Raw genomic sequence first — 6362 nt, 5'->3', positions numbered from 1 at the left:
TGTGGGAGCAAGGCTTGCTTGTGTCTTACCCTGTGGGAGCAAGGCTTGCTTGTGTCTTACCCTGTGGGAGCAAGGCTTGCTTGTGTCTTACCCTGTGGGAGCAAGGCTTGCTTGTGTCTTACCCTGTGGGAGCAAGGCTTGCCCGCGATCGGGATCGTCGCCAATCAAGCGTTACAACGACTCCAGACACCCCGCCAAATCATTCCCCAGCTTTTCCAACAACTGCTCATACCCCTGCGCCGTCGCCGGGGTGTAGCCGCCCAGCGCATCCAGCTCCGCAAGCTTGACCGGCAACCCGGCCACCAGGGTTTCGGCCAGGCGCGGGCGCAGGGGCGGTTCGCTGAACACGCAGGTCTTGCCCACGGCCTGCAAGCGGGTGCGCATCGCCGCCACATGCTGGGCCCCGGGCTGGACCTCGGCGGCCACGGCGAACACCCCGGCGTGCTTGAGACCGTAGGTGTCTTCGAAATAATCGAACGCTTCGTGGAATACGAAGTAGGGCTTGCCCGTAATCCCGGCCAGACGAGACTTGAGGCGCGTGTCCAAGGCATCGAGCCGCTGGTTGAAGCCCTTGAGGTTGCTTTGATAACGCTCGGCATTGGCCGGGTCGGCAGCGCTCAGGTCTGCGGCCATTCTGGCGGCGATCACCCGAGCGTTGATCGGTGAAAGCCACAAATGGGCATCGATCGTGCCAGGACGATGGTCATGATCATGCTCGTCGCCATCCTCATCGGTATGGGATTGGCTGTCCTCGGTAAAATGCCGCAACTTGAGCCCCGGCAGGTCCTGTACCGCGACGGAAGGCAGCGTACGACCGCTCAACACCCTCGGCAGGAACCCTTCCATGTCCGGACCGATCCAGTACAGCAGGTCCACCGATTGCACCTTGCGTACATCGGATGGGCGCAAGGCGTAGTGATGAGGCGAAGCTCCGGGAGGCAGCAGCACCTCGGGAACGGCCACGCCGTCCTGCACCGCAGCAGCAATCAACTGCAGCGGCTTGATGCTGGTGAGGACCTTGACCTCGGCCTGGGCCGGACCGATCAACAGAAAAGTTGCGACAAAAGCGACAAAGAGCGAAAAAAATCGGGACACGATGACCACTCGAAGAGGCGAGAACGGGTAACATAATAACGTCTCTCACTGAACTCGTCGCTGCCCATGCCTATTACACCCCTCGCCAGTCGTCCCCACGATCACTCTCACTGCGTGCACAGCGCGCTGTCCGAGGCCGATGCCATCTGTGCACGGCAGGGGCTGCGCTTGACCGCCTTGCGGCGACGCGTGCTGGAACTGGTCTGGCAAAGCCACAAGCCGTTGGGTGCCTACGACATCCTGGCGGTGCTCAGCGAGCAGGACGGCCGCCGCGCCGCGCCGCCGACGGTCTATCGGGCGCTGGACTTCCTGCTGGAAAACGGCCTGGTGCATCGCATTTCCTCCCTGAACGCCTTCGTCGGCTGCAACCACCCCGAACACGCCCATCAAGGCCAGTTCCTGATCTGCCGCGAATGCCACGCCGCCATCGAGCTGGAGCAGAAATCCATCAGCGATGCCATCGTCGCCAGCGCCAAGGAGGTCGGCTTTGTGGTCGACAGCCAGACCGTCGAAGTGGTCGGTCTCTGCTCCGGTTGCCAGGGGGCCTGATGAGCAATGCCTTGATCCGCCTCGAGCAGGTGGCCGTGACGTTCGCCGGACAGAACGTGCTGGACAACATCCACCTGAGCGTCGAGCCGGGGCAGATCGTCACCCTGATCGGCCCCAACGGCGCCGGCAAGACCACCCTGGTGCGCGCCGTGCTGGGTTTGCTCAAGCCGGACAGCGGCAGCGTCTGGCGCAAACCGAAGCTGCGGGTCGGCTACATGCCGCAAAAACTCCATGTAGACCCGACGCTGCCCCTGTCGGTCCTGCGTTTCCTGCGCCTGGTGCCTGGCGTGGATCGCGGGCGGGCCTTGGCGGCACTCAACGAAGTCGGCGCCGAACACGTGATCGACAGCCCGGTGCAAAGCATCTCCGGTGGTGAAATGCAGCGCGTGCTGCTGGCCCGTGCCTTGCTGCGCGAGCCTGAGCTGCTGGTGCTCGACGAGCCGGTACAGGGGGTCGACGTGGCGGGACAGGCCGAGCTGTACAGCTTGATCACCCGCCTGCGCGACCGTCACGGCTGCGGTGTGCTGATGGTTTCCCATGATCTTCACCTGGTCATGAGCACCACCGACCAAGTGGTCTGCCTCAATCGGCATGTCTGCTGTTCCGGCCATCCCGAGCAGGTCAGTGGCGACCCGGCGTTCGTCGAACTGTTCGGCAAGAACGCACCCAGCCTGGCGATTTATCACCACCACCATGACCACGCCCACGACCTGCACGGTTCGGTGGTCATCGGTGCACCTGTTACCCCCCATGTTCATGGAGATGGCTGCAAGCATGGCTGATTTTCTGTTGTACGCCCTGCTTGCAGGCCTGGCCCTCGCGCTGGTGGCCGGTCCCCTGGGCTCGTTCGTGGTCTGGCGGCGCATGGCCTATTTCGGCGATACCTTGTCCCACGCGGCATTGCTCGGTGTGGCGTTGGGGTTCTTGCTGGACGTCAGCCCAACGGTGGCGGTGACCGTCGGCTGCCTGTTGCTGGCGGTGGTGCTGGTGACCTTGCAACAGCGCCAGCCGCTGGCATCCGACACGCTGCTGGGCATCCTCGCGCCCAGTACCCTGTCCCTTGGCCTGGTAGTGCTGAGCTTCATGCGTGAAGTGCGGATCGACTTGATGGCCTACCTGTTCGGTGACCTGCTGGCCATCAGCCCGACGGACCTGGCCTGGATCCTGGGTGGCAGCGCAGCCGTCCTGCTATTGCTGGTAGCGCTCTGGCGCCCCTTGCTGGCCGTCACCGTCCACGAAGAACTGGCCCGGGTCGAAGGCCTGCCCGTGACGGGGCTGCGACTGGCGCTGATGCTGCTGATTGCGGTGGTCATTGCCGTGGCGATGAAAATCGTCGGTGTGTTGCTGATTACGTCATTGCTGATCATTCCAGCTGCCGCAGCACAGCGTCACGCCCGCTCGCCGGAGCAGATGGCCCTGGGCGCGAGCCTGCTGGGCATGCTTGCGGTGTGTGGCGGGCTGGCCTTGTCGTGGTTCAAGGACACCCCGGCCGGCCCGTCGATCGTGGTCAGCGCCGCGGCATTGTTTCTGCTGAGTTTTGTCCTGCCCCGCCGAGGGGTGTAGACTTGCTCGCTTTTTGCGCAAATAGAGAGTCGCAGGAATGAAGCCGTTCGCCTCCCGTTATCTGCTCCTTGTCGCATTTTCCTTGCTGCTGGGGGCTTGCACGAGTTCGCCGCCAGTGACCGAAGCGCCCGACACCCGGGGCCCGGCCATTGCGCAGCTGGAACAAAGCCTGGCCAGCAATGAGTTGGCCACCGCTGAAGATCAATTGGCCGCACTGCAGGCCCAGACGCCGAATGACCCGGCGCTGGAGCCCTATCAGCGGCAACTGGCCGAGGCGTATCTGCGCCGCAGCCAGATCGATCTGCAAAAAGGCGATGTAAACGCCGCCGCCACCGCCCTGAGCCGTGCTCGCGCCCTGATGCCCAAGGCCCCGGCTCTGACCGGTGAAGTCAACGGCGCGATCGCCGAGGCCCGTAAGGTCGAGCTGGATAAAGCCGAGGCCGCCCTCCAGGCTGCCGAAACCAAACCGGTCGCCAAGCTGATCGATCCGAGCGCCGAGAGCACCACGATTCAGCTCGACATCAACGATATCCAGCAAATGCGTCGGCAACTGGATGCCATTGCCGCCGATGTGGTGAATTTCCAGTGTGATGTCACAGTTCAGGCGCCGCGTACCAACGATTATCCATGGCTGGCGAACCTGCTGACCAAGCGGGTAAAAAAGCTGGATCCGGGGTTTGACCTGAAGCTTCGCAAACAGCTCCTGCGCAGCGTGCCGGCGCAGCTGGTGCTGACTCCGCGTAAATCTTAAAGGCATCGCGAGCAGGCTCGCTCCCACATTGGATGTGTTGTGAATACAAATTTTGTATCCGACACACACCTGTGGGAGCGAGCCTGCTCGCGATAGCGTCCTGACAGGCAACAAGCCCTTTTCAGACAATCATCAAGCCGGAATCCCTTTGGCCTTGGACTCCCGCGCCCAAACCCGATGCTGGGCGATCGCCGCAAAGAAATCCGCGAACTTCCCGGCATCCGCATCCGGAATCAGCCCCGCGTCCGCCTCCAGTTTCAACAACGCCAACAATTGCCTGGCTTCACCGTTGAGGGCGATAGCCTTCAGGTGTTTGTAGGCTTCCAGCAGGTAATGCAGCGCAACACCATCGGTACTCAAGGCCTGGATCGACTGCGCGCCGCCCGGCACGAACACTGCGTCAAAGGCAATGGATGGCAAGCCTTCCATGGATGCATCCACCGCCAGCGTCTGCCCATCGGCGGTCGTGACCGGCGCGGAGGTCGGCCCGAGGACTTTTGCATGGGCACCCTCGGCCTCCAGCGCCTGCTTGAGCGCATCGATGATCGCCCCATCGACGCCGTTCGCCACCAGCACCGCGACTTTGCGTGTCTTGATATCTCCGGACAGCAAGTTCGCCTGGCTCAAGGCCGGGGATGTCTCCAGCGAAGGCGTCGGTACATTCACGGTGCCCGCAGTGGGCGCCGGCAATCCGAGGTTTTTCGCCACCCGTGCCGCCAGGTCCAAATCGATGTTGGCGAGAATCTCGTTAACCTGCCGCGCCCTGATGTACTCCCGCTCGACCTTGCCCAATTCGAAACTGTAGGCCGCGAGGATGTGCTCCTGCTCATGGGCACTCATGCTTTTGTAGAACAGCCGCGCCTGGGAAAAATGGTCACCGAACGAGTCACTGCGCTGGCGGATCTTGTAGGCGTCGATACGCTCTGGATAGCTTTCAAAACCACCGTCTTGCGGACCGGGCGGGGTTTCCTTCGGCCAACCACCGTCGATGGAGTTCGGCTCGTAGGAGGTCCGCCCCTTGTCGATGGTGGTGCGGTGCATGGCGTCACGCTGGCCGTTGTGTACAGGGGTGATCGCACGGTTAATCGGCAGCTCATGAAAATTCGGCCCACCGAGTCGGCTGATCTGCGTATCGGTATAGGAAAAGAGCCGGCCTTGCAGCAAAGGGTCGTTGGAAAAGTCGATGCCCGGCACGATATGCCCGGGGCAGAAGGCGACTTGCTCGACTTCGGCGAAGAAATTGTCCGGGTTGCGGTTCAGCACCATCTTGCCCAGTGGCGTGATGGGCACGAGTTCTTCAGGGATGATCTTGGTCGGGTCGAGCAGGTCGAAGTCGAATTTGTGCTCGTCTTCCTCGGCGACGACCTGCACACCGAACTCCCACTCCGGGTAATCCCCCATCTCGATCGCTTCCCACAGATCGCGCCGGTGGTAGTCCGTATCTTTACCGGCCAGCTTCTGGGCTTCGTCCCACACCAATGAACACGTACCGACCTTGGGTCGCCAATGGAACTTGACGAAACTGCTGCGGCCTTCGGCGTTGATCATACGAAAGGTATGGACCCCGAAGCCTTGCATGCTTCGCAAGCTCTTTGGAATGGCCCGGTCGGACATCGCCCAGATCACCATATGAGCCGACTCCGGCACCAGCGAGACAAAATCCCAGAAGGTGTCGTGGGCCGAACCGCCGGTAGGAATCTCGTTATGGGGTTCGGGTTTTACCGCGTGGACGAAGTCAGGAAACTTCACCGCATCCTGTATGAAAAATACTGGCATGTTGTTGCCGACCAGATCGAAGTTGCCTTCGTCGGTGAAGAACTTCACGGCAAAGCCCCGCACGTCACGCACCGTGTCACCGGACCCCCGTGGCCCCTGCACGGTGGAAAAACGCACGAACACCGGAGTCTTCTTGCTCGGGTCCTGTAGGAAACCAGCCTTGGTCAGTGCCGAATGCGCTTCATAACTCTGAAAGTAACCATGGGCCCCGGTACCGCGGGCGTGAACGATGCGCTCAGGGATACGCTCATGGTCAAAATGCGTGATCTTTTCACGCATGATGAAATCTTCCAGCAGCGAAGGCCCACGGGCGCCGGCACGGAGGGTGTTCTGGTTGTCGGCGATCTTCACTCCCTGGTTGGTGCGCAATGCCTGCTCGGTGGCATCGGAGCGAAACGGCTCCAGGCTCTCAAGCTTGGCGTTGGTGTTGCCGCGATCCAGGGTGTCGGTCCCGGCCAGTTGGCTCTTGGCGGTTGCAGGCTGCTTGGTATTCATCAGACATAAACTCCTCGTTTCGATCCCTTTTCCAGACAGGGCTTGCGGACAAGCGCCGGGGCAGTAGTGCCCAGGCATTTGGGAGTGGCTTATGTAGTGACTGATGAGGGTTCGAGCCGTTCCCTCGAAACGC

6 protein-coding genes are annotated in these 6362 nt (G+C 61.7%); 4 read left to right on the top strand and 2 right to left on the bottom strand.

The genetic code is table 11. The features are described from left to right. Positions 1-171: 171 nt before the first annotated feature. Positions 172-1095: a zinc ABC transporter substrate-binding protein gene (locus FGE05_RS03130; protein WP_139641451.1), complete on the bottom strand. Its 924-nt coding sequence runs from the start codon at positions 1093-1095 to the stop codon at positions 172-174. Positions 1096-1161: 66 nt separating this feature from the next. Here FGE05_RS03130 and zur point away from each other — a divergent pair, with 66 nt between their 5' ends. From zur to FGE05_RS03110, 4 genes are read left to right on the top strand one after another with little or no spacing between them, the layout of a single operon-like run. Continuing rightward, positions 1162-1644, top strand: a complete 483-nt coding sequence (gene zur / locus FGE05_RS03125; protein ID WP_024778404.1) for a zinc uptake transcriptional repressor Zur — start codon at positions 1162-1164, stop codon at positions 1642-1644. Continuing rightward, positions 1644-2426: a zinc ABC transporter ATP-binding protein ZnuC gene (znuC, locus tag FGE05_RS03120; protein WP_041024685.1), complete on the top strand. Its 783-nt coding sequence runs from the start codon at positions 1644-1646 to the stop codon at positions 2424-2426. Before zur ends, znuC begins: the two co-directional genes overlap by 1 nt. Further along, entirely contained in the window at positions 2419-3207 is a 789-nt protein-coding gene (znuB, locus tag FGE05_RS03115) for a zinc ABC transporter permease subunit ZnuB (protein ID WP_139641449.1), read from the top strand. The genes znuC and znuB overlap by 8 nt, the downstream gene beginning before the upstream one ends. Before the next feature lie 37 nt (positions 3208-3244). Then, a complete protein-coding gene (locus tag FGE05_RS03110) occupies positions 3245-3958 on the top strand; it encodes a PA5502 family lipoprotein (protein ID WP_139641446.1) in 714 nt (237 codons plus the stop codon). Positions 3959-4090: 132 nt separating this feature from the next. On the opposite strand, the gene katE is transcribed toward FGE05_RS03110, so the two are convergent. After that, positions 4091-6229 carry a catalase HPII gene (gene katE, locus FGE05_RS03105; protein ID WP_139641444.1) on the bottom strand — a complete coding sequence of 713 codons (2139 nt, stop codon included), beginning with the start codon at positions 6227-6229 and terminating at the stop codon, positions 4091-4093. Between the last annotated feature and the right edge of the window lie 133 nt (positions 6230-6362).

The sequence above is a fragment of the Pseudomonas sp. ICMP22404 genome (assembly GCF_006227205.1).
Taxonomy (GTDB): Bacteria; Pseudomonadota; Gammaproteobacteria; order Pseudomonadales; family Pseudomonadaceae; genus Aquipseudomonas.
The sequence above is the reverse complement of the archived record's forward strand: the minus strand, read 5'-3'. Positions and strand labels throughout refer to the sequence as shown.